20 protein-coding genes, 1 tRNA gene and 1 other RNA gene are annotated in these 20,069 nt (G+C 66.7%); 15 read left to right on the top strand and 7 right to left on the bottom strand.

What is annotated here, in order from left to right; all coding sequences use genetic code 11:
- Positions 1-4: 4 nt before the first annotated feature.
- Entirely contained in the window at positions 5-529 is a 525-nt protein-coding gene (locus tag EU513_RS02265) for a LytR C-terminal domain-containing protein (RefSeq protein ID WP_129624233.1), read from the bottom strand.
- Between the two features lie 213 nt (positions 530-742).
- Between EU513_RS02265 and EU513_RS02260 the strand changes: the two genes are divergently transcribed.
- A complete protein-coding gene (locus EU513_RS02260; RefSeq protein ID WP_240795887.1) occupies positions 743-2,293 on the top strand; it encodes a helicase HerA-like domain-containing protein in 1,551 nt (516 codons plus the stop codon).
- Positions 2,294-2,306: 13 nt separating this feature from the next.
- Here EU513_RS02260 and EU513_RS02255 read toward each other — a convergent pair whose 3' ends face one another.
- Positions 2,307-3,128 carry a LytR C-terminal domain-containing protein gene (locus EU513_RS02255; RefSeq protein WP_205744638.1) on the bottom strand — a complete coding sequence of 274 codons (822 nt, stop codon included), beginning with the start codon at positions 3,126-3,128 and terminating at the stop codon, positions 2,307-2,309.
- On the opposite strand from EU513_RS02255, the gene EU513_RS15680 reads away from it, so the two are divergent.
- The gene (locus EU513_RS15680) at positions 3,058-4,017 is read left to right on the top strand and encodes a MerR family transcriptional regulator (RefSeq protein WP_129624231.1); all 960 of its coding nucleotides are present in this window, start codon (positions 3,058-3,060) and stop codon (positions 4,015-4,017) included. The genes EU513_RS02255 and EU513_RS15680 overlap by 71 nt on opposite strands.
- A 29-nt stretch (positions 4,018-4,046) precedes the next feature.
- Positions 4,047-4,133 (top strand) — tRNA-Ser (locus EU513_RS02245).
- A gap of 80 nt (positions 4,134-4,213) precedes the next feature.
- Here the strand turns inward: EU513_RS02245 and ffs are convergent.
- Positions 4,214-4,310: signal recognition particle sRNA small type (gene ffs, locus EU513_RS02240), an RNA gene on the bottom strand.
- 263 nt (positions 4,311-4,573) lie between these two features.
- Between ffs and EU513_RS02235 the strand changes: the two genes are divergently transcribed.
- Positions 4,574-6,922 (top strand): DNA polymerase III subunit gamma and tau, encoded by a 2,349-nt coding sequence (locus EU513_RS02235; protein ID WP_129624230.1) that lies wholly within the window; start codon positions 4,574-4,576, stop codon positions 6,920-6,922.
- A gap of 2 nt (positions 6,923-6,924) precedes the next feature.
- The gene (locus tag EU513_RS02230; RefSeq protein ID WP_129624229.1) at positions 6,925-7,596 is read left to right on the top strand and encodes a 1-acyl-sn-glycerol-3-phosphate acyltransferase; all 672 of its coding nucleotides are present in this window, start codon (positions 6,925-6,927) and stop codon (positions 7,594-7,596) included.
- A 4-nt stretch (positions 7,597-7,600) separates the two neighbouring features.
- On the opposite strand, the gene EU513_RS02225 is transcribed toward EU513_RS02230, so the two are convergent.
- Genes EU513_RS02225 through EU513_RS15675 form a run of 3 tightly spaced genes read right to left on the bottom strand, consistent with a single transcriptional unit; the run spans position 7,601 to position 9,531 of the window.
- The gene (locus EU513_RS02225) at positions 7,601-8,161 is read right to left on the bottom strand and encodes a DUF5063 domain-containing protein (protein WP_129624228.1); all 561 of its coding nucleotides are present in this window, start codon (positions 8,159-8,161) and stop codon (positions 7,601-7,603) included.
- Entirely contained in the window at positions 8,154-8,756 is a 603-nt protein-coding gene (recR, locus tag EU513_RS02220) for a recombination mediator RecR (RefSeq protein ID WP_129624227.1), read from the bottom strand. The genes EU513_RS02225 and recR overlap by 8 nt, the downstream gene beginning before the upstream one ends.
- A 52-nt stretch (positions 8,757-8,808) precedes the next feature.
- Entirely contained in the window at positions 8,809-9,531 is a 723-nt protein-coding gene (locus tag EU513_RS15675; RefSeq protein ID WP_168990101.1) for a phosphatase PAP2 family protein, read from the bottom strand.
- Positions 9,532-9,895: 364 nt separating this feature from the next.
- Here EU513_RS15675 and EU513_RS02210 point away from each other — a divergent pair, with 364 nt between their 5' ends.
- From EU513_RS02210 to EU513_RS02175, 8 genes are all read left to right on the top strand, one after another.
- Positions 9,896-11,179: an aspartate kinase gene (locus EU513_RS02210; protein WP_129624225.1), complete on the top strand. Its 1,284-nt coding sequence runs from the start codon at positions 9,896-9,898 to the stop codon at positions 11,177-11,179.
- On the top strand, positions 11,176-12,228 hold the full coding sequence (locus tag EU513_RS02205) for an aspartate-semialdehyde dehydrogenase (RefSeq protein ID WP_129624224.1): 1,053 nt from the start codon (positions 11,176-11,178) through the stop codon (positions 12,226-12,228). Before EU513_RS02210 ends, EU513_RS02205 begins: the two co-directional genes overlap by 4 nt.
- A gap of 6 nt (positions 12,229-12,234) precedes the next feature.
- Complete coding sequence (locus EU513_RS02200; protein ID WP_129624223.1) at positions 12,235-13,293, top strand: aspartate-semialdehyde dehydrogenase; 1,059 nt, start codon at positions 12,235-12,237, stop codon at positions 13,291-13,293.
- A gap of 99 nt (positions 13,294-13,392) precedes the next feature.
- Positions 13,393-14,199 carry an amino acid ABC transporter ATP-binding protein gene (locus tag EU513_RS02195; protein ID WP_129624222.1) on the top strand — a complete coding sequence of 269 codons (807 nt, stop codon included), beginning with the start codon at positions 13,393-13,395 and terminating at the stop codon, positions 14,197-14,199.
- 55 nt (positions 14,200-14,254) lie between these two features.
- Complete coding sequence (locus EU513_RS02190) at positions 14,255-15,076, top strand: glutamate ABC transporter substrate-binding protein (RefSeq protein ID WP_129624221.1); 822 nt, start codon at positions 14,255-14,257, stop codon at positions 15,074-15,076.
- A 70-nt stretch (positions 15,077-15,146) separates the two neighbouring features.
- A complete protein-coding gene (locus EU513_RS02185; RefSeq protein WP_129624220.1) occupies positions 15,147-15,827 on the top strand; it encodes an amino acid ABC transporter permease in 681 nt (226 codons plus the stop codon).
- Complete coding sequence (locus EU513_RS02180) at positions 15,824-16,693, top strand: amino acid ABC transporter permease (RefSeq protein ID WP_129624219.1); 870 nt, start codon at positions 15,824-15,826, stop codon at positions 16,691-16,693. Before EU513_RS02185 ends, EU513_RS02180 begins: the two co-directional genes overlap by 4 nt.
- Positions 16,694-16,732: 39 nt before the next feature.
- Positions 16,733-17,392: a DUF2461 domain-containing protein gene (locus tag EU513_RS02175; protein WP_205744637.1), complete on the top strand. Its 660-nt coding sequence runs from the start codon at positions 16,733-16,735 to the stop codon at positions 17,390-17,392.
- Between the two features lie 79 nt (positions 17,393-17,471).
- Here EU513_RS02175 and EU513_RS02170 read toward each other — a convergent pair whose 3' ends face one another.
- Entirely contained in the window at positions 17,472-18,464 is a 993-nt protein-coding gene (locus tag EU513_RS02170) for a patatin-like phospholipase family protein (RefSeq protein ID WP_129624218.1), read from the bottom strand.
- Positions 18,465-18,595: 131 nt separating this feature from the next.
- Here EU513_RS02170 and EU513_RS02165 point away from each other — a divergent pair, with 131 nt between their 5' ends.
- Together EU513_RS02165 and EU513_RS02160 are read left to right on the top strand one after the other, a co-directional pair.
- Positions 18,596-19,420 (top strand): CoA transferase subunit A, encoded by an 825-nt coding sequence (locus EU513_RS02165; RefSeq protein ID WP_129624217.1) that lies wholly within the window; start codon positions 18,596-18,598, stop codon positions 19,418-19,420.
- 1 nt (position 19,421) lies between these two features.
- Positions 19,422-20,054, top strand: a complete 633-nt coding sequence (locus EU513_RS02160) for a CoA transferase subunit B (RefSeq protein ID WP_129624216.1) — start codon at positions 19,422-19,424, stop codon at positions 20,052-20,054.
- Positions 20,055-20,069 lie beyond the last annotated feature (15 nt).

Below are 20,069 nucleotides of genomic sequence, written 5' to 3'. Positions count from 1 at the left end.
TGGTTCAGCAGCCGGGTGGGGTGGTGCTGGTGGTCGGCGCGGGGGTGTCGATCGTCGGGAAGGCATCACCCAGAACGACGTCGATCGAGTCGTCGTCGCGTCCGTCGGTCATGCTCTGGGCACCCGGCACGAGGGGTTGCACGAACTGCTTCGCCTTGGCTGCGCCCTTCGGGCCGAACCGGATCTGGCCGACCGTCTTCAGCTTCATCTGGTACGGGTCGTTGCTCACAACACCGACGGTGAAGTGGTGCGCCTTCAGCGCTTTTGCCGTCTCCTTGGCCTTGCCCTGGCCGCTGGAGGCGTTGTAGACGTTCAGGACGAACCCGGCGTTGGCGTGCACGACCTTCGTGGGTGAGCAGCTCGCCGGCTTCTGGGGCGGGCGACTACCCGGGATCATCCCGGTGGTGTACGCCGCCGCGTAGGCCGATCCGAGCACGACGGCCAGTCCGACCCCGATGAGCACCATGAGGGAACGCCTGCGCTTGCGGTCGCGGGCGTGGGCGCGTCCGGTCGATTGTGCGTACTTCATGAGATCGGCACCATCAGATCACGTGGACGCGTGCGTGCAGCGGCGATCGGTGCCCATGTCGGTGGGCATGTCGATCCGTAACGACACCCCAGGCCGTGATCGAAGGACGGGCGCACTTCGCTCACGGCCTGGGAGATCACCGCGCCAGTCTAGGTCGGCTGGTTCCGGCGGCTCGCCTGTGTTCGGATGTGATCTGAGTCTAGAGTCGTCGCCGTGAGCGAATCTGCGACGCAACTCGACCAGATCAAGTCCGGGTACGGCTTCGAGGGCCTGGCCCTCCAGCTCGGGGTGGCGATGGACGAAGACACCCCGCGTCCCGACGCGCCGGTGCGCCTGCCACTGGCGATGATGAACCGCCACGGCCTGGTCGCCGGCGCGACCGGAACGGGCAAGACCAAGACATTGCAGTTGATGGCCGAGCAGTTGTCGAACCAGGGCGTTCCGGTCTTCATCGCCGACATCAAGGGCGACATCTCCGGACTGGCGACGCCGGGCGAATCGAGCGAGAAGCTGCTCGATCGCACGCAGGGCATCGGGCAACAGTGGACCGCGACCGCTTACCCGACCGAGTTCCTCACCCTCGGCGGACGGGGCAAGGGCGCCCCGGTCCGCGCCACCATGACCTCGTTCGGACCGACTCTGTTGGCGAAGGTGCTCGGTCTCAACGACACCCAGGAGTCCAGCCTCGGCCTGATCTTCCACTACGCCGACAAGCGCGGACTGACGCTGCTGGATCTCAAGGACCTGCAGGCGGTCATCAAGCACCTCGTCTCGGACGAGGGCAAGGCCGACCTGAAGGAACTCGGCGGCCTCTCTTCCGCGACGGCCGGCGTCATCCTGCGCTCGCTGATCACGTTCTCCGACCAGGGCGCCGACGTCTTCTTCGGTGAACCGGAGTTCGACACGGCCGATCTGATGCGAGTTGCGCCGGACGGAAAGGGGGTCATCACGTGTCTTGAACTTCCGCAGGTGCAGGACCGTCCCGAACTCTTCTCCACGTTCCTCATGTGGCTGCTCGCTGACCTTTTCCAGGACCTTCCCGAGGTGGGTGACGCGGAGAAGCCGAAGCTGGTCTTCTTCTTCGACGAGGCGCACCTGCTGTTCAAGGACGCGTCGAAGGCGTTCCTCTCCTCGATCGAACAGACGGTGAAGCTCATCCGATCCAAGGGTGTCGGCATCTTCTTCGTCACACAGACGCCGAAGGACGTGCCGGAGGCCGTCCTCGCCCAACTCGGCAACCGCGTCCAGCATGCGTTGCGCGCGTTCACCCCGGACGACCAGAAGGCGCTCACCCGCACCGTCCGCACCTTCCCGACGAGCGAGTACGACCTGGAGGAACTGCTCACCACCCTCGGCACCGGTGAAGCCGTCGTCACCGTCCTGAGCGAGCGCGGTGCACCGACGCCGGTGGCCTGGACGCGGATGCTAGCGCCGACCTCGCTCATGGCGCCGTCGTCCGAAGCGACGATGGATCAGTTGGTCTCCGCGTCGCCCTTCAACGCCAAGTACGGCGCCGCGGTCGATCGCGAGTCGGCGTACGAGATGTTGAACAAACGGATGGAGGCGGCGCCGGAACCCGCAGCCGCAGACCCGGAGCCGCCCGCGCCGGCAGCTCCGCCCGCCCGGCGGGCCGAGCAGGAACCGGGAGTGGTCGAGCAGGTGGTGAAGTCGAGTGCCTTCAAATCGATGCTTCGTTCGGCCGGCACCGTCATCGGACGCGAGATCACCCGAAGCCTGTTCGGGACGGCTCGGCGTCGTCGCTGACCGCTGGTTCTGATCAGCAGCCCGGCGGTCTGGAACTCGGTTTCGCCGGAGCCGGAGTCGCCTCGGCGGCGGGCACCAACTCCTCGAACTTGCTGCCCAGCATGACGTCGACGGTCTCGTCCTTGCGACCGTCCTTCACCAGGCGTGCGCCCTTGATGGACAGTTGCACGCGGCGCGCGGCCGGCTCGCCGAATTCGCCGTGCCGAATGATCGCGGTGTCGTCGGGGAAGTAGCCGCCGTTGGGGTCATTGCCGTTGGCTGCGACCTGGAAGCCACGCTCGCGCAACCCGGCAGCGACAGTGCCGGACAGTCCGCCCTTGAACGTCGTGTTGTACACCCGCACGGTCACCTTCTGCGCGGGCGGCGGCGGCACCGGCACGAACTTGAACGAGTCGCCCAGGACAAGGTCGACCGTCGGGTTGCTCCGGTCGTCCTGGTACAGGACGGCGTTCTGTACCTGGGAAGCGAGATTCAGCGCGACCTGGCGGCCGTTCCTGCCGTGGCGGATCTCCGCGGTACGCGGTTCGGGTCGGCCGTCGGGGTTGGGGTCGTTGCCGGTCTTCAGCACGTGAGCGCCACGCCAGGTCAGTTCACCCGCGGCCTTCGAAGCCAGGCCGGAGGTGGCGCTGGCGTTGTAGATGTTGAGGTAGATCTGGGAGAGCGGCACCGTGAACGACGGTTTCGGCAGTGTCTTCGGGCACGCAGCGGTCGCACGGGGTTTCTGGGGTGCGGGGTCGTCGCTGCACCCGGTGACGAGGACGGCGATGCCGACGACGAAGCCGACGCATGCCAACCGTCGGTCGTGCATTGTCGTCCCCTTCACGATCGCAGTCACAGCCAGCGTGATTGTTTCACGTCCGGCTCGTGCCCGTGCCCGGGACACGTCCGGGCGGCTCGTCGGTCGAGTCAGGCTCATGAGTCGCGGCTTTCAAATGGATTTGGCAGGAACTCCCCGAGAGCCGCGGCGGTGGTGGGCGAAGACTTTGCTACGGTCGTCCCGGCTTCCGGGGGAGGCGAGCCCGAACGAATGGTCGTCCAGAGCGATAGTGAGGGTGAACCCGCAGCGCGGGTGCTTCCCGAGGAGGTTTGCAGTGCGTATCTCGGAACTGTCCGAGGTGACGGGGATGCCCATCGCCACTTTGAAGTTCTACCTGCGCGAGGGGGTGCTGCATCCCGGCGAAGCGCAGGCCAAGACCCAGTCCTTCTACGACGACTCCCATGTGGAGCGGGTCAGGCTCGTCCGGGCGCTCACCGAGGTCGGGGGACTCTCGATCGCGGCCACGAAGATGGTCGTCGACGCGATGAACGACCCGCAGGTCGACCGGCTCAGCCTGCTCGCGACCGCCCAGAAGTCACTTGCCCCACCGGTGATCGTCCCGCGGCGCGAGCACCCACTCGCCCGGCAGCTGTTGGACAAACTCGGGTGGGAGTACAGCGACGGTGACCGGATGGTCGATCTGCTCGAGCGCCAGCTGGAAGTGGCCGCCGAGGCCGATGTGGGTATGACGATGGCGCACATGGTGGGCCTTGCTCGGCTGGCCCACGACATCGCCGAGGTCGACATCTCCCTCGTCCCGGACGACGCGACCCTCGCCGTCCGTAACACCGTGCTCGGCACTGCAGTCTCCGACAAGTTGCTGATCACGCTGCGCCGACTCGCGCAATCCGATGTCGCCCGGCGTGCCGGCGCCGAGACGCCCCAGTTGGAGCCGATTTCGGACTGAGCGTCCGGCCCGGTATCCTCGACCGGCCTGGAGGATTCGCATAGTGGCCTAGTGCGCACGATTGGAAATCGTGTTGGGGATGAAACCCCTCGCGGGTTCAAATCCCGCATCCTCCGCGTGGTGATCGCAGTGATCACGAACAAGCCCCCGGCACTTCGGTGCCGGGGGCTTGTTCATGTTCAGGGCCCAACGGGCATGAAAGGACCCCTCGCGCACCTGAAAGAGCTCACCTGCCCTTGCTGCATTCCTGCCCTGGGGGAGTTCAGTGAGGTATCACCACACGAGGGGTCTGCTGAGGAGTTTAGAACAGGCGCGCGCCCAGGCCCAATCGCGGTGCCGTGGCGGCACCCGGGTGAGTCGACGGCCAGGCACACGGAGGCGGGCGGCTCGAGCCGTCAGCGAGGTACGAGCGACGAGTCGAACGCCGAAGGAGCGTCCAGAGGACAAACTGCTCTTTCAGGTGCCCGACGGGTCCCTTCATTTCCCCTTCCTGGCGTTCGTCCCCAGCTTGGGTCGACCGGTGTGGGCTGTCGGTCCTGCGGCATAGAGTGACTGGGTGAGCACAGCCCTCTACCGTCGTTACCGCCCGGAGACGTTCGCCGATGTGATCGGGCAGGAGCACGTCACCGAGCCGCTGATGCAGGCCCTGCGCACGGGGCGGGTCAACCACGCCTACCTGTTCAGCGGTCCGCGCGGCTGCGGCAAGACGACCAGCGCGCGCATCCTGGCCCGCTGCCTCAACTGCGAGCAGGGGCCGACGCCCACGCCGTGCGGCACCTGCGAGTCGTGTGTTGCGTTGTCGCGCAAGGGAGCCGGCACGGTCGACGTCATCGAGATCGACGCGGCCAGCCACGGAGGTGTCGACGACGCTCGCGACCTGCGCGAGCGTGCGTCCTACGGCCCGGCGCAGAGCCGGTTCAAGATCTACATCATCGACGAGGCGCACATGGTGACGCCGCAAGGCTTCAACGCGTTGCTGAAGATCGTCGAGGAACCGCCGGAGCACGTGAAGTTCATCTTCGCGACCACCGAGCCGGAGAAGGTCATCGGCACGATCCGTTCGCGCACCCACCACTACCCGTTCCGTCTGGTTCCGCCGGCGCGGCTGGCCGAGTACATGGAGGGCCTCTGCGCGACCGAGGGCGTGGCCGTGGAGCCGGGAGTCCTCTCGTTCGTCACGCGTGCCGGTGGTGGGTCGGTCCGTGACTCGCTCTCGGTGCTCGACCAGTTGATCGCCGGTTCGACCGATGACGGGCTCACCTACGCCGGTGCTGCCGCGTTGCTGGGTTTCACCGATGGTGCGTTGCTGGACGCGACGGTCGACGCCTTGGCGGCCGGTGACGGTGCTGCGGTGTTCCAGCAGGTCGACCGCGTCGTCGAGTCGGGTCACGATCCGAGGCGTTTCGTCGAGGACCTCCTGGAGCGATTGCGCGACCTGATCATCGTTGCTGCGGTGCCCGACGGAGCCGAGGCGGTGCTGCGCGGTCTGCCCGGTGATCAGATCGAGCGGATGCGTAGTCAGGCCGGTGCGTTCGGGCCCGGACGGCTGTCGTACGCCGCCGACATCATCAACGCCGGTCTCACCGAGATGACCGGTGCGACCAGTCCCCGCCTGCAGTTGGAACTCATGTGTGCGCGGGTGCTGCTGCCCCGCGCCGCGGGAGAGGACGGGTACGGCGCCCGCCTCGACCGGCTGGAGCGGCGCATCGACATCTCCGCCGGGTCCGCGACAGCTCCTGTTTCCCGACCGGCTGCCGCTCCGGTGCCGAACCCGACCGTCGATCAGTCGGAAAGCCCCGTGCCGCAGCGTGACCCGGCCTCCTCCCAGCAGCGGCCGGCCCGCGAGATTCCGGTCGCCGAGGCGTCGGAGCGCCGTGTGCAGCAGCGTCCGGTCGAGCGAGGTCCGGAGCCCGCGTTCGAGCAGGAACCGCCGCCCGAGGACGACTTCCCGGACGAATCCGTGCCGCCTCGGCGATCATCGACGGGTCCGCAGACGCCGACCGAACAGACACCGTCCCGCGACGCGCGTCCGGCCGAGCGGCAGTCCGCGCCGGAGCCCGAGCAGGCACCCTCGCAGGCACCGTCGCAGGCACCGGCAGCTCACCCCGGTGCACTCGGGGTCGAAGAGATCCGTCGCGAATGGCCGGCGATCCTGCAGCGAATCTCCGCCATTCGCAGGGTCACCTGGACGCTGATCAGCCAGCATGCGCACGTCGCAGCGTTCGACGGTTCGGTGTTGACCCTGGGCAGCAGCAGCCCCGGACTGGTCGAGCGCATCGGCTCCGACCCCAACCCGGAGATCGTTCGCAAGGCCGTGCACGACGCACTCGGGCTCGACGTTCGGGTGACGGCTCAGGTCACCGGGCCCGGCGGGCAGGTGTCGGTGGCGCAGGAGCAGCACCAGCGCAGTTCCGGTTGGGGCCCCAGCGCTGATGCCCACGTGGTCGACGCAGGTGAGGACGAAGCGGCCAAGCAGGCGGAAATCCGTTCCCGCTGGCAACAGCGGGTCCGTCAGGCCGGTGGAGAACCCGACGACGCTGCGGTCACACCGTCGCGTGTGACCACCTCCGACGATCGCGCGTCCGAGCACCCCGCTCCGCCCAGCGCAGATCGTGCGGCCCTCGACCAACAGGCAGCCCTGTCTCGTTATCAGCGCGACGACCAGTCGGGTGACTGGTCCTCGGTGTCGTCCGACGCGCCCGCCTGGGCAACCGCAGAAGCTGCGCCGAGCGCCTCGCCGCAGCAGCCCTCGTCCACCGCCGCTCCCGAGTCCAGCAGAGGTCGTGACGACGACGGGCCGGTCGAGTCGATGGACGACGAAGACGTCACCGACGGCGACGAGGTCGGCCTGCCGGTGATGACGTCCGTGCTCGGTGCGACGGTCATCGAAGACATCAGGGAGTAGCGATGCTCTACCTCACGACGCAGCTGTTGGTGTCGCCGTTGGCCCGGGCCTGGTTCCGGCCCGACGTCGAGGGCGCCGACAACGTGCCGCGCACCGGTGGGGTGTTGCTCGCGTCCAATCACCTGTCGTTCATCGACAGCTTCGCGATCCCGCTGGTGGCGCCCCGGAAGGTGGTGTTCCTCGCCAAGGCCGAGTACTTCACCGGCACCGGCGTGAAGGGTGCGGCCAGCCGAGCGTGGTTCACCTCGATGGGCATGGTGCCGGTCGAGCGTGACGACTCGAAGGCCGCTGCGCAGTCGCTCGACATCGCGCTCGACGTCCTTCGTCGTGGGGAAGTGTTCGGCATCTATCCCGAGGGCACCCGCTCGCGCGACGGGCGGCTCTACCGCGGACACGTCGGCGTCGCGCATCTGGCGCTCACCGCGAAGGTGCCGGTCGTCCCGGTCGGCCTGATCGGCACACAGCACGTCCAACCGATCGGCACCAACAAGGTGCGGCGCGAGAAGTTCACCGTGAAGTTCGGGGAGCCGATCGACTTCTCCGGACGCTTGGACGGCGTCGCCCAGGGCAAGGCCCGGCGCCTGGCGACCGACGAGATCATGGACGCGATCGCCGCGCTCAGCGGTCAGGAGCGCGCCGGCGTCTACAACGAGCGCTCGGCTCCCACGACCTGATCGATCAGGGGTGCAGGGCGTCGAACTCGGCCTCGGCGGCAGCGTCGTCGTCGACGTCGAGGCGCAGGTGGCGCAGGATCGTCAGCAGCACCCGCAAGCACGACGCGGCGCGTACGCCCCACTCCGACAGGTAGCTGAACTGCCACCACCACAGCGCCTCGACGGTGCGACCGGCGCGGTAGTGGACGAGTCCGTGCTCGAGTGCCTGGACGATGTCGGTGAGGTCGTCGGAGACGGCGCCGCGCGCGGGTTCGACGGAGGTGACCGGGTCGACCAGGTCGGTGTAGTCGTCGATGCCCTCGAAGAGGTTGGCGAGGTTCTGGCGCAATGGGTCGAGGTCGGCCTCAGCGCCGGGATCGGATTCGAAGCGTTCTGCGGGCACGACGTCCTGCACCGCGCCGAGTCGGGCGCCGCTCATCTGCAACTGGGACAGCAGGAGCAGCAACAGCGGGATCGCTGTCTCGGGGGCGCCGCCGGCGGCGATCTCGCGTACGGCGGTGGTGAAGGTCTCGGCGTCGCGGGCGGTCTCGGCGGCCAGGCCGCCCAGGTCGGAGATCTCAGACATTCGTCAGCACCTTTCGTCCTTCGATGGCCCGGCCGAGGGTGACTTCGTCGGCGTACTCCAGGTCGCCGCCGACCGGCAGGCCTGAGGCGAGACGCGAAATCCGGACGCCCATCGGACGCATCGAGCGCACCAGGTAGGTGGCGGTCGCTTCGCCGATGTGGTTGGGGTTGGTCGCGATCAACACTTCCTCGATGGGTTCTTCACCCAAGCGGCGGAAAAGTTCGGTGATGCGCAGGTCGTCCGGGCCGATGCCCGACATGGGATCGATCGCACCGCCGAGCACGTGGTAGACGCCCTTGAACTCACGCGCCCGCTCCATGGCCATGACGTCCTTGGGTTCCTCGACCACGCACAACTGGGTACGGTCGCGTTTTTCGTCGGCGCAGATGCGGCATCGATCGGACTCGGCCACGTTGAAACACGTGTCGCAGAAGCGAACTCGCGCCTTGACCGTCTGCAGCACCTCGACCAAACGGTTCACGTCGGCGCTGTCGGCCTGGAGCAGATGGAACGCGATGCGCTGCGCGGACTTGGGCCCGATGCCGGGAAGCCGGCCGAGCTCGTCGATCAGGTCTTGGACCACACCTTCGTACACAACCCTGAGCGTACGTCGTCAGGCCGACACCGCCGGTTGCCGCGCGCGAGGATCAGTTCGCGGTCTGCGGGCGCAGTTCGTCGCGGGTGGGTGCGGGGTGGAAGGCGCCCTGCCCGAACAGCAGTCGTTGGACTGCGAAGGCCGCTGCCAGCACGGCCGCACCGGCGACGCCATCGAGGATGAAGTGGTTGGCCGTGCCGACCACGACCACGAAGGTCATCATCGGATACACGATGCCGAGGACGCGTAGCCACGGTCGCCGCGCGATCGAGAAGACACACAGGCCCACCCAGAGTGCCCACGCGCAATGCAGGCTCGGCATCGCGGCGAACTGGTTGGTGGAACTGGCGACCGTCGGGTCCGACCAGGAACCCCAGGCGCCGTAGGTCACCAGCGTGTCGGTGAATCCGGCCCCCGGCAGCAACCGCGGGGGAGCCATCGGCAACAGGTAGAAACCGACCAGGCCGAGGACCGTGGTGCCGACCAGGACGGTGCGCGCCGCCCGGTAGTAGCGCTTGTGGACGCGGAAGATCCAGATGAGCGTCAGCGCGGTCACCGGCAGATGCAAGTAGGTGTAGTAGGCGTTGAAGCCGTGCGCGAGTATCGATTGCCCGGCGACGAACCGGTTGACCGAGAGCTCGAGGTCACCGGTCAGCTGTTGGGTCAGATCGAGCACCTGGTGGCCGCGGTTGTACGCCTCGTCCTGACGGGCGGGCACCAGGTTACGCAGCCGTTCGTAGACGACGTTCAGGACGACGATGATCGAGATCTCCACCCACCATCTCGGGGAGCGGTGGGTGCGGAGCGTGACAGGGAGGAGCGCCCGACGCCGCCTGACCCCCCTGGTCGCGACTGTCGTGACAGTTCCCCCAACGCTGTTCACGCTGCTTGACACCACGTAAGTGTCTCCTTCTCGATCCTTGTTTGCCAATTGTTTGCCCGCCGGCGGTTGCCTACGACGACGCCGGACCGGCACGGCGGGTTGTTCTTCGATCCGCGATCGGGTGAGGGCAAGGCGTGGACGACGAGTCCGAATCGCGGTCTGCGCAGGGGGACGCCACAAGCCGTCGTTACGATTGGCCGGGCTCCTTCGAGCTCGCGAGCAAACCCACACGCACAGCAACCCAAGGAGATCCGCCGTGAGTTTGGTGGTCCAGAAGTACGGCGGCTCGTCGGTGGCGGACGCCGACAGCATCAAGCGCGTCGCACGACGGATCGTCGACACCCGCAAGGCCGGCAACCAGGTGTGTGTCGTGGTGTCCGCGATGGGTGACACCACCGACGAACTGCACGACCTCGCCGCTGCGGTGTCCCCGGCACCGCCGGAGCGCGAACTCGACATGCTGCTGACCGCCGGTGAGCGCATCTCGGCCGCCCTGCTGTCGATGGCCATCGCCAATCTCGGCGACTCCGCCCGGTCGTTCACCGGCTCCCAGGCCGGCGTCATCACCGACGACGTGCACGGCAAGGCACGCATCATCGACATCACGCCCGGACGCATCCGCGAGGCGCTGGACGGCGGGCACATCGTGATCGTCGCCGGCTTCCAGGGCGTCAGCCAGACGACCAAGGAGATCACCACGCTCGGTCGTGGCGCCTCCGACACCACCGCCGTCGCGCTCGCGGCCGCGCTGGGTGCGGATGTCTGCGAGATCTACACCGACGTCGACGGCATCTTCACCGCCGACCCGCGCATCGTCCCGACGGCGCGCAAGATCGACCGCATCAGCAACGAGGAGATGCAGGAGATGGCCGCCTCGGGCGCCAAGATCCTGATGCTGCGCTGCGTGGAGTACGCACGCCGGTTCAACATGCCGATCCACGTGCGCTCCTCGTTCAGTCACCGTGAAGGCACCTGGGTCGTCGACAACGACTCGCGCAACAACCAAGGAGAAGAAGGCGTGGAAGACCCGATCATCGCCGGCGTCGCGCACGACCGCAGCGAAGCCAAGGTCACCGTCGTCGGGGTCAAGGACTCCCCGGGTGTGGCCGCCAAGATCTTCCAGACGATCGCAGCCGCACAGATCAACATCGACATGATCGTGCAGAACGTCTCGGCGCTCGACACAGGTCTGACCGATGTCTCCTTCACCTGCCCCAAGGGCGACGGTCAGAAGGCCGTCGAGGTGCTGCAGGCCGCCAAGGACTCCATCGGTTACGACCAGCTCCAGTACGACGACCAGGTCGGCAAGCTGTCGCTCGTCGGATCCGGCATGCGTTCGCACCCGGGTGTCAGCGCCACCCTGTTCCAGGCACTCGCCGACAACGGCATCAACATCGAGATGATCAGCACCTCCGAGATCCGCGTCTCGGTCGTGACCAAGGACGACCAGTTGGACGACGCCGTCCGCGCCGTTCACACCGCGTTCGGACTCGACTCGGCCGACGGTGAAGCGGTCGTGTACGGAGGTACGGGCCGATGAATGAAGCGAAGAAGTTGAACGTCGGCATCGTCGGTGCCACCGGACAGGTCGGCGGCGTCGTGCTGCAGATCCTGGCCGACCGCGACTTCCCCGTGGGTGACCTGCGCCTGTTCGCGTCCGCGCGTTCGGCAGGCAAGACCATTGAGTGGCAAGGCCGTTCGATCGAGGTGGAGGACGCCGAGACAGCCGACCCGTCGGGTCTCGACATCGCCATCTTCTCCGCCGGAGGCGCGACCTCCAAGGCACTGGCGCCGAAGTTCGCCGCCGCCGGTGTGACCGTGATCGACAACTCGTCGGCCTGGCGCATGGACCCCGAGGTGCCGCTCGTCGTCACCGAGGTGAACCCGAACGAGGCGCTCTTGCCCGCCAAGGGCATCATCGCCAACCCGAACTGCACCACCATGGCCGCGATGCCGGTGCTCAAGCCGCTGTCCGACCAGGCAGACCTGCGTCGGTTGACGGTTGCCACCTACCAGGCTGTTTCCGGCTCGGGTCTCGCCGGTGTCGAGGAGCTTGCCGGCCAGGTGCGCCAGGGCGTGGAGTCCGGCAACCTCGAGCAACTGGCCCACGAGGGTTCGTCGGTCGAACTCGGCCCGGCCAAGAAGTACGTGGCTCCGATCGCTTTCAACGTCGTCGCCCTCGCGGGTAACGTCGTCGAGGACGGATCGGGGGAGACGGATGAGGAACAGAAGCTGCGCAACGAGAGTCGCAAGATTCTCGGTCTGCCCGACCTGCTGGTCGCCGGCACCTGCGTCCGCGTCCCTGTCTTCTCGGGTCACTCGCTGGCGATCCACGCCGAGTTCGACAAGCCGATCACGCCGGACGAGGCCCGTTCGCTGCTGGCCGACGCCCCCGGCGTCGAGCTCGCCGACGTCCCGACTCCGCTCGATGCTGCCGGCGCCGACCCGTCGTACGTCGGACGGATTCGGCAGGACCAGTCCGTCCCCGACGGCAAGGGTCTGGTGCTGTTCATCTCCAACGACAACCTGCGCAAGGGTGCCGCGCTCAACACCGTGCAGATCGCCGAGGTCATCGCTTCGGGGACGTGAGGCCTGATGAACGGTCGCCGACCTGTTCTCGCCGTCGTGGGTGCGACGGGGGTGGTCGGACAGACCCTGGTCTCGATGCTGCCCACCCGTCCCGACGTCTGGGGTGAGGTGCGGCTGCTCGCGTCCGGACACTCCCAGGGAGCGACGATGCAGGCGCTCGGCCAGGAACTGCCTGTCCAGGAGTTGGCGGAGGCGAACTTCGACGACGTCGACGTTTGCATCCTCAGCGTGCCGATCGATGTCGCCCGCACCTGGGCGCCGATCATCGCGCGAGCCGGCACCGTCGTCATCGACAACTCCGGGGCCCACACGGTCAACCCGACCGTGCCGTTGGTGGTGCCGGAGATCAATCCGGATGCAGCCCGCGGCGAGGGCGGGCGGATCATCGCCAGCCCCGGTGGCACGACCTTGCTGATGGCCAACACGCTCGCGACTTTGCACGAGGTCTGGCATCTGCGCGAGGTCGTCGCCGCCACGTACCAGGCCGTGTCCGACGCCGGTGTCCGCGGCGTCCATCGCCTGTACGACGAGACCGCCGAGCTTGCAGGGAACCGAGGCGTCGGTCAGACTCCGGGCGATGTGCGTCGCTTCGTGTCCGACATCGACGGGCGCTCACCGTTCCCGGCGCCGGTGGCGTTCAACGTGATTCCGTGGGTCGGTGGCCCGGGCGACGGACGTTGGTCGAGTACCGAGCTGCGTGCCCGCGAAGAGGTGCGCGCCATCCTGGGTGAACCCGATCTGCGGATGGCGACCACCTGCGTCCAGGTGCCGGTCACGACCGCCCACTCGGCCTCGCTGCATCTGAGCTTCGAGCGACGACTCACGCGGGCCGACGCCGTCCGCGCCCTGACCGAAAGATCCAACTCCGTTGTCGTCCTGGACGATCCGTTGCGGCAGGAGTGGCCGACGCCCGTCGACGTCGTCGGCACGGACCCGGTGTTCGTCGGACGGGTCAGGCAGCCCGGTGACTTCCCGCGCGCCCTCGAACTCTTCGTCTGCGTCGACAACCTGCGCAAGGGGTCTGCGCTCAACATGATCCAACTCGCGGAGCTCGTTGCGAGCTGAACGGCGAACGTCCGGATTTGGTCACGATTGCGCTGCGTAACGTCCCAAATGCCCCCATGTCATGACATTGATGTGTTCATGTGACTTAGGGTGTCCGCCATGACGCAGCAGAATGCCGCCGAGGGGCAGCCCGCGGATCTGAGCAAAGCGGGGCGTGACGGGCAGGCCGGTCGGCCGTTGGTCGTCCTGGAGAACGTGAACAAGCACTTCGGTGATCTGCACGTGTTGCGGGACATCGACCTGACCGTTCACCAGGGTGAGGTCGTCGTCGTCCTTGGCCCTTCCGGGTCGGGTAAGTCGACGCTGTGTCGCACGATCAACCGCCTGGAGACCTACGAGAGCGGGTCGATCACGATCGACGGCATTCCGCTGCCGGAAGAAGGCGCGGGCCTGGCCAAGCTTCGTGCGGACGTCGGCATGGTCTTCCAGTCGTTCAACCTGTTCTCGCACAAGACGATCCTGCAGAACATCACGCTCGGGCCGATCAAGGTGCGCAAGATGAAGGCCAAGGAGGCCGAGTCGCGCGCGATGGAACTGCTGAAGCGCGTGGGTGTCGACCACCAGGCGAACAAGTATCCGGCGCAGTTGTCCGGCGGACAGCAGCAGCGCGTGGCGATCGCGCGGTCGCTCGCGATGGAGCCCAAGGTGATGCTCTTCGACGAGCCGACCTCGGCACTCGACCCCGAGATGATCAACGAGGTGCTCGACGTCATGGGGCAACTCGCCAAGGAGGGCATGACGATGATCGTCGTGACCCACGAGATGGGCTTCGCGCGCCGTGCCGCCGACCGCGTCGTCTTCATGGCCGACGGCCAGATCCTCGAGCAGGAGACGCCCGAGGAGTTCTTCAACAACCCCAAGACCGATCGCGCCAAGGACTTCCTGTCCAAGATCCTGGCGCACTGAGCACGCTCACCCACAGTCCCGGGATGACAACCATCCCGTCAGCAGGAGGAGAATCATGAAGTTCCGTTCCGCTTCCGCGGTCGCCATGATGGCCGCAGCATCCCTGACCCTCGCCGCCTGCGGCGGAGACGACTCGTCCGGCTCGGGGGAGAAGATCAAGATCGGTGTGAAGTTCGACCAGCCTGGTCTGGGCTTCAAGGAGGGCACCAAGAACTCCGGCTTCGACGTAGCCGTCGCCAAGTACGTCGCCGGCAAGATGGGCTTCAAGGAAGACCAGATCCAGTTCGTCGAGTCGCCCTCGAAGCAGCGCGAGAAGATGCTGGCCGCCGGCACCGTCAAGATGATCTTCGCGACCTACTCGATCACCGACAAGCGCAAGGCGCAGGTCTCCTTCGGCGGCCCGTACTTCGTCGCCGGCCAGTCCGTGCTGGTGAAGTCCGACAGTGACATCAACAGCGTCGACGCGCTCAAGGGCAAGCGGGTCTGCTCGGTCACCGGTTCGACCTCGGTCGACAACCTGAAGAAGAAGCAGCCGGCTCTGGTGCCGCAGAAGTACGACACCTACTCCGCCTGCGCCACCGCGCTGAAGTCGGGCGCTGTCGACGCGATGACAACGGACGACGCGATCCTCGCCGGGTACTCCAACCAGGCGGCGTACAAGGGTGCCTTCAAGCTCGTCGGTGGCACCTTCTCCACCGAGAAGTACGGCGTCGGCCTGAAGAAGGGCGACAAGGACACCTGCACCAAGGTCAACTCCGCGATCCAGGAAATGATCAAGGACGGGTCGTGGGAGAAGGCGCTGAAGGAGAACCTGGGCGCCGACTACAAGTACAACACCACCGAGAACCCGCCGAAGTCCCTCGAGACCTGCGCGTGATCGGTGCCGCGTCGGTGTCGGTCATGCCGGCACCGACGCGGTTTCCCTTTCGTGACTTCGAAAGGCAGTGATGTCACAACTCATCAACGAGTACCACCTGCTGTCGGCTTTCTGGATGACCATCAAGCTGACGGTCCTGGCTGCGATCGGCAGCCTCGTCCTGGGCACGATCATCGCGGTGCTGCGTATGTCGCCGGTGCCGATGTTGCGCTTCCTGGGCACCTCCTACGTCAACGTCTTCCGCAACCTGCCGCTGACATTGATCATCCTTTCGATGAACCTGGTCCTGTGGGCGCAGCTGAGCATCAGCCTCGCCGACAGCAAGGACCCCGCGTACCTCGACATCAACAACTTCCGGTTGGCGGTGCTCGGTCTGGTGATCTACCACGCCGCGTATGTCTGTGAGTCGCTGCGCAGTGGCGTCAACACGATCCCGCTCGGGCAGGCCGAGGCCGCCCGCTCCATCGGGCTCACCTTCGGTCAGTCGCTGAAGGAGGTCGTGCTGCCGCAGGCGTTCCGCGGCGCGGTGGTGCCGCTGGGCAACACCCTGATCGCGCTCACCAAGAACACCACGATCGCGGTCGTCATCGGTGTGGCAGAGATGGCAGCCCTGCTGACCGCGGTCACCGAGAAAGACCCCGGCCTGCTGAACCAGGCGTTCCTGGCCACGGCCGGACTGTTCGTCCTGCTGACCCTCCCCACCGGCGTCCTCATCGGGCACCTCGGTAAGAAGCTGGCGGTGAAGAGATGAGCGCCTCGGTTCTGTTCGATGCACCCGGCCCGAAGGCTCGCCGCCGGCACATGATGCTCACCGTCGTCGGTGTGCTGTTGTTCTTGGTCGGAATGTTCCTGGTCTACAAGCGGCTGGACGACAAGGGCCAGTTCGCGTCGGCGCTGTGGAAGCCGCTGACCACCGGCACCGTCTGGCAGTCCCTGCTCGAGGGCCTGGTCGGCACGCTCAAGGCGGCCGCGATCGCGATCGTGATCGCCGGTGTCCTGGGTGTGCTCTTCGCCCTCGGCCGGATGTCGGAGATCGCGCCGCTGCGCTGGATCTGCTCGGTGTTCGTGGAGATCTTCCGCGCAGTCCCGGTGCTGTTGATGATGCTGTTCACCTACGGCTACCTGTCCACCAGTGGTGCCGTGGACGACGAACTGGCCCCGTTGTACGCGACCGTCACCGGTCTGGTGCTCTACAACTCCTCGGTGGTCGCCGAGGTCATCCGCTCCGGTGTCGACCAGTTGCCCAACGGGCAACGGGAGGCCGGTCTGTCGATCGGTCTGCGAGCCAACCAGACCCTGCGGATGATTCAGCTGCCGCAGGCGATCACCGCGATGTTGCCGGCTTTGATCAGCCAGTTGGTCGTCGTGCTGAAGGACACCGCGCTCGGTTACAACGTGCTCTACAGCGAACTGCTGCGCACCGGTCAGGGCATCGGATCCAACAACGCCAACATCGTGCAGATGATGTTCGTGCTCGGCGTGATCTACATCCTGATCAACTACTCGCTGTCCAAGCTGGCCGAGTTCGTCGAGCGCCGGTTGAAGAACCGCGGTCGCGGATCGAGGAAACAGCAGGTCACCGGCGGACCGGTGGTCGCTGCCGACGCAGCCGCGTAGTCCCGTTCTGCGGACTTTCCTCATGTCTACGATCGAACGGTGATTTCGGACGTGGGTTTCGACGGTTTCCCGGTGGCAGCGCTCGACTTCTACGACGACCTCGAGCAGGACAACAGCAAGGCGTTCTGGGACGCGCACCGCTCGACCTACGAGGAGTCGGTGCGCGCGCCGTTCGAGGCTCTCGCAGCGGACCTGGAGTACGAGTTCGGGTCGGCGAAGATCTTCCGCCCGAACCGCGACATCCGGTTCAGCAAGGACAAGACCCCGTACAAGACGCATCAGGGGATGTACGTGTCCGCTGCCGAGGCCACCGGGTGGTACGTGCAGTTGTCCGCTGCCGGTGTCATGGTCGGCCTCGGGTTCTACAACGCCCCGCCGGACCGACTCGCCTTGTTGCGCAAGGTGATCGACAGCCCGAGCGGCGCGACCCTCGAGCGCATGATCGGCGATCTGACGGCGCAGGGCTGGGCGCTCGGCGGTGACACCGTCAAGACCGCGCCGCGCGGTTACAGCGCAGACAACCCGCGCATCGAACTGCTGCGACACAGGACGATGTCGCTGTCGAAGCAGTACGGCTTCGAGCCGTTCGTGCACACCCCGGAGGTGTTGACGCGGATCCGGGACGACTGGCGCACCGGCCGACCCCTTGTCGACTGGCTCGCCACTCATCTCGGCGACGATGGGACGGGTCTTCGTTGAGCCTTGGGCCTGACGGAGGAAGGCGCAGGTGCCGAAACCACGGCGCGATGGGCTGGGACTCAGCCGGACGCTGTTCAGCTCAGAGCCCTTGGGCGTCCAGGGCTTCGGCGGTCATAATCCGACCCAGTTCGATCATCTCCGCGGCGCGGTGGAATTCCAGCGTTCGGCACGCGTCCGAGGGCAACGTGACCAGGACGTCCGGCGGGTTGGATGCCATCCGGTACCGCGCGACCAGCGACGACATCGTGTCGAACGAGCGGTTGAAGATCTCGATCGTCGACAGGTCCTTCGGCATGCGCGACCCGAGCAGACGCGCCAGCGGGTCGGCGTCCAGGTCGGCGTCCTCGGCCGCACGGTTGGCGGTCAGTCGCGCAGACAGCCGCTGCATCGTCGGCGTCTCGAGAATCTCGTTGGTGCTCCGGCGAACTCGGCGAGCTCCTCGGGTCAGCGCCTCGCTGCTTCCGATGATGGTGCGCAGCGGCGAGAGCGGCACACCCTCGTTCACGCCCTGACTCTGGCGAACACCGTTGAGCGAGATCGCGATCGTGATGCCGGAGGGCACCGCGCGCGTGGGTTCGACGGGGATCGGGTTCATCAGTCCGCCGTCGACCAGCATTCGTCCGTCGACGGTGATCGGGTGGATGACTCCGGGCATCGCGATCGATGCACGCACTGCGATGTCGGCCGGACCCTTCTGGAACCACACCTCGCGGCGTCCGTCGAGGTCGGTGGCGACGGCGGTGAACGGGATCGGGAAGTCCTCGATCTGCGAATCGGCAAGCAGTGCACCGATCTTCGTCAGGATGCGCTCGGCTCGGACCACACCCGGGCCGCCGAGGCTCGGGTCGACCAGCCGCAGGATGTCGCGCTGGGTGAGACTGAGCGCCCACTCCTTGAGGTTGTCCATCCGGCCGGACGCGGCGAAGCTGCCGACGAGAGCGCCCATCGAGGTGCCGGCGATCGTGACGACCTCGTGGCCGCGTTCGGCGATCACTTCGAGGGCGCCGATGTGGGCGTAGCCGCGGGCGCCACCGGAGCCGAGTGCGATGGCAACTCTCTTCCCGGGTGTCATGACTGCAACTGTAGGACGGTGTGGCGTGGCACCAGTCGGCTGCCGGCACCGTGTGTGGCCGCCATGGTGACCGCGGTCACATGATGGATAGCATCGGGGCTGGTTCACCTCGACACAACGAAAGTGCGGTCATGGACAAGGTTGTTGCGTCCGCGGCGCAGGCGGTGGCCGACATCGGCCCCGGTTCCTCGCTGGCGGTCGGCGGATTCGGGCTCTGCGGCATCCCGACGGTTCTCATCGAGGCGCTGCACGACGCCGGCGCGGACGACCTGAAAGTGATCTCCAACAACTGCGGCGTCGACGGTGCCGGCCTGGGAATCCTGTTGGCCGACAAGCGGATCAGCCTCGTCCAGGCGTCTTATGTCGGTGAGAACAAGGAGTTCGCGCGGCAGTACCTGTCCGGTGAGCTCGAGGTTCGCCTGACCCCGCAGGGCACCCTGGCCGAGAAGATGCGCGCCGGTGGTGCCGGCATCCCCGCGTTCTACACGCAGACCGGTGTCGGCACTCAGGTGGCCGAGGGCGGCATGCCGTGGAAGTACGACGCCGACGGAGGTATCGAGATCGAATCGCCGCCGAAGGAGACCCGCACCTTCGACAGCCTCGGCGCAGAGCGCGAGTACGTGCTCGAGGAGTCGATCGTCACCGACTTCGCGTTGGTGCGTGCCTACAAGGGTGACCGTCACGGCAACCTCGTCTTCCGCACGTCGGCCCGCAACTTCAACCCGGCCTGTGCGATGGCCGGGCGCGTCACGATCGCCGAGGTCGAGCACCTCGTCGAGCCCGGTGAGATCGAGCCGGACGAAGTGCACCTGCCGGGCATCTACGTCCACCGCGTCGTGCCCCTGACGCCCGAGCAGGCGCAGGACAAGTTGATCGAGCGCACGACCACCCGTCAGCGTCCGGGCGCCGGCGCGGCCGGTGGCTCGGAGAGCGTCGCAGAAAGCAAGGAGGCCTGAGATGGCTCTGTCCCGTGAACAGATGGCGGGTCGTGCGGCGCAGGAGCTGCAGGACGGCGACTACGTCAACCTCGGCATCGGCCTGCCGACGCTCGTGCCCAACTACGTGGCCGACGACGTCGAACTCGTGCTGCAATCCGAGAACGGCATCCTCGGCACCGGTGCCTATCCCTTCGAGGGGGAGGAGGACGCCGACCTCATCAACGCCGGCAAGGAGACGGTCACCCTGCGCAAGGGGGCGAGCATCTTCGACTCCTCGACCAGCTTCGGGATGATCCGCGGTGGCAAGGTCGACGCCGCGATCCTCGGCGCCATGCAGGTGAGCGCGGTCGGCGACATCGCCAACTGGATGATCCCCGGCAAGATGGTCAAAGGAATGGGCGGGGCGATGGACCTGGTCCACGGCGCGAAGAAGGTCATCGTGCTGATGGAGCACCTCGCCAAGGACGGCAGCCACAAGATCGTGCAGGAGTGCTCGTTGCCGCTGACCGGCAAGGGAGTCGTCCAGCGCATCATCACCGACCTCGCGGTGATCGACGTGACCGACGACGGTCTCGTCGTCCGGGAGATCGTCGACGGTCTGTCGCAGGAGGAACTGCAGGAGAAGACCGGCGTTCCGCTGACCTTCGCCTGACCTCGCCGAGGCGTG

Origin of the sequence: Yimella sp. RIT 621 (assembly GCF_004146205.1) — a bacterium.
GTDB classification, from domain to species: domain Bacteria; phylum Actinomycetota; class Actinomycetes; order Actinomycetales; family Dermatophilaceae; genus Yimella; species Yimella lutea.
Note: the sequence above shows the minus strand (reverse complement) of the source record. Positions and strands in the feature narration are given on the sequence as shown.